At 46.0% G+C, this 2,648-nt stretch carries 2 protein-coding genes; both read left to right on the top strand.

The window, feature by feature from the left end:
- Positions 1-240 precede the first annotated feature (240 nt).
- Positions 241-1,830 carry an IS21 family transposase gene (istA, locus tag IAQ59_RS21665; RefSeq protein WP_209332946.1) on the top strand — a complete coding sequence of 530 codons (1,590 nt, stop codon included), beginning with the start codon at positions 241-243 and terminating at the stop codon, positions 1,828-1,830.
- 5 nt (positions 1,831-1,835) lie between these two features.
- Positions 1,836-2,558 carry an IS21-like element helper ATPase IstB gene (istB, locus tag IAQ59_RS21660; protein ID WP_209332945.1) on the top strand — a complete coding sequence of 241 codons (723 nt, stop codon included), beginning with the start codon at positions 1,836-1,838 and terminating at the stop codon, positions 2,556-2,558.
- Positions 2,559-2,648: the final 90 nt, after the last annotated feature.

Raw genomic sequence — 2,648 nt, 5'->3', positions numbered from 1 at the left:
CTGGATATTCCGGAGCATGCTGACCCCTCTGAACCGGAATGTTTTTGAGTTGTGAATGTGGCCTGGTTGGCTGGATCCGACTGACATTCCGGCGGATGTTGACCCCCTTTGGATAGATTTTCGGCAAAATTCCGGAGCATGTTGACCCCCCTGGGTCAGGATTCCGGAGCATGTTGACCCCTCTGATGAATGGTTTTGGTTTTTTAGTGGATATTTTCTATCCACGCTAACTGTAATCCAATGGCAGGTAAACCAAAACCGATGAGTCAGATAAAGCAATTGATTATATTGAAAAAACAGGGCAAGGGCATCAAGACCATAGCCCGTATTCTTGATATCAGCAAGAATACCGTCAAGACATACCTTTTTAAACTTGATAAGCTACTTACGGGCAAAAGAAGCGGGAAGACGACCCTTGAGATGCTCCTGGGCCTTGATGAGCCTGAACTTTACACTCTATTCCATCCCGGAAACCCATCTTACAAGGATTCAAGGTATGACCACTTTAAGTCCAACCTTGACTATTACAAGAAAGAGCTCCGGCGTACCGGAGTCACAAGGACTGTTTTATGGGAAGAATACAGACAATCCAATCCCGAAGGGTACAGCTACTCCCAGTTCTGTTTCCACCTTGACCAGCAACAGACAGCTGCTGTCAAGCCCTCAATGGTTCTTGAACATAAGCCTGCGGAAAAACTCTACATAGATTTTGCGGGCAAAACAATCCCTTACATCGACAGGGATACAGGGGAGGTCATTGAATGCCAGCTTTTTGTTGCCTGCCTCCCATATTCGGACTATGCCTTTGCAATGGCAGTTCCCTCCCAGGGCACATCTGATTTTCTTTTTGCACTCAGCAGATGTTTTGAAGATCTCGGAGGTGTGCCCCAGTTGCTTGTCCCCGACAACCTTAAAGCCGCTGTGGTCAGGGCAGACCGTTACGAACCCGACATCAACCAAGCCCTTGAAGATTTTGCCAACCACTACGGAACAGCTGTGCTTCCGGCCAGGGTGAGAAAGCCACAGGATAAAGCCTTGGTGGAAAACCAGGTCAAGATTCTTTATCCCAGAGTATACGCCAAACTCAGAAACATGCAGTTCTTCGATCTTGTCTCCCTCAACCAAGCCATCAGGATGAGAGTCAGAGCCCACAACCAGACAAGGATGCAGAAGAAGCCTTACTGCAGGGAAGAGAAGTTTCTAGCCGAAGAAAAGACGCTGTTGACAGCACTTCCCGAAGAGCGTTTCGAACTCAGGAACTACACTGTCCTCACAGTTGCCAAAAACAACCATATCTATCTTTCCGCCGACAAACGGTATTACAGTGTGCCGCATACCCTTATCGGCTGTAAAGTAAAAGTGGTTTACACCAGATCCATGCTCTATGCATACCATGAAGGCAGAAAAGTAGCTGTACATTCCAGAACCTTTAAAGAAGGGATTTACTCCACTGTTGAAGAACACCTGTGTTCCCACCACAGACATTACAAAGACAGAAGTCCTGACTATTACAGGAACCTTTCGGCACGGATATCAAAGGCTCTTTACGAGTATGTATGCCTTCTTTTTGAACAGAAAAGATATCCCGAACAGGTTTACAGGACCTGTGACGGACTGCTTGCACTGGCAAGGAAATCAGATACCGAAGCACTCGATAAGGCGTGCAGAACAGCCATGGAAAACGGGGTCTTCTCATACAAGTTCGTCAAAAACATCATAGAAAACCGCATGGAAGACGAGTCTGTCCGGGACAATGACATCAGTCTGCCCAAACATGATAATCTCAGGGGCAGATCCTATTACGGCAATCAACAATCAATTAAATTTTAACAACTATGACAAACCAGATCGAAATGCAGTTTGCCAAACTCAAACTGCACGGCATGTCCAAAACATGGACAGCACTCAGGGAAACAAGAAAAAACCAAAGCCTGTCACTCTCTGAAGGGCTTGAACTGCTGCTACAGGCCGAAGAGCTTGAAAGAGACAACAGGAGGTTCAAAAGACTTGAAACCAATGCGGCATTCAGGTACAAAGCTTCACTTGAAGAACTTAAACTTGACAAAGCCAGAGGCATTGACGACATGATGCTTACCACCCTTGCAACCGGGGAATACATCAACAAGGGAGAAGCAGTCCTGATAACAGGTGCCACCGGATGCGGAAAAAGCTATCTGGCATCCGCACTCGGCCATCAGGCCTGTATCCTCGGGTTCAGAGCAGCATACTTTAACACCCAGAAACTGATGCTCAAGACCAAAATGGCAAGGCTTGAAGGTACAGCCATGAAGTTTTTCGATAAGCTTGCCAAAACAGATCTGCTGATAATGGATGACTTCGGGCTCACACATCTGGAGAAGCAGCAACAGCTCGATTTTATGGAAATGATCGAGGATAGACACGGTAAAAAATCGACTATCCTGGTAAGCCAGTTACCTGTTTCCAGTTGGTATGATATCATAGGAGAAGAAACCATAGCAGATGCCATTCTTGACAGGTTGGTCCATTCTTCATACAGAATAGAGTTAAAAGGAGAAAGTCTCAGAAAAAAAATGTAAAATTGTCAGTCTAACAGATTACAGTACCAAACCCATTTTTAGAGGGGTCAATATGACCGGAACAGGGGTCAGTATAGTCCGGAATATCCA

Source organism: Lunatimonas salinarum, from assembly GCF_017811155.1.
GTDB classification, from domain to species: domain Bacteria; phylum Bacteroidota; class Bacteroidia; order Cytophagales; family Cyclobacteriaceae; genus Lunatimonas; species Lunatimonas salinarum.
The sequence above is the reverse complement of the archived record's forward strand: the minus strand, read 5'-3'. Positions and strand labels throughout refer to the sequence as shown.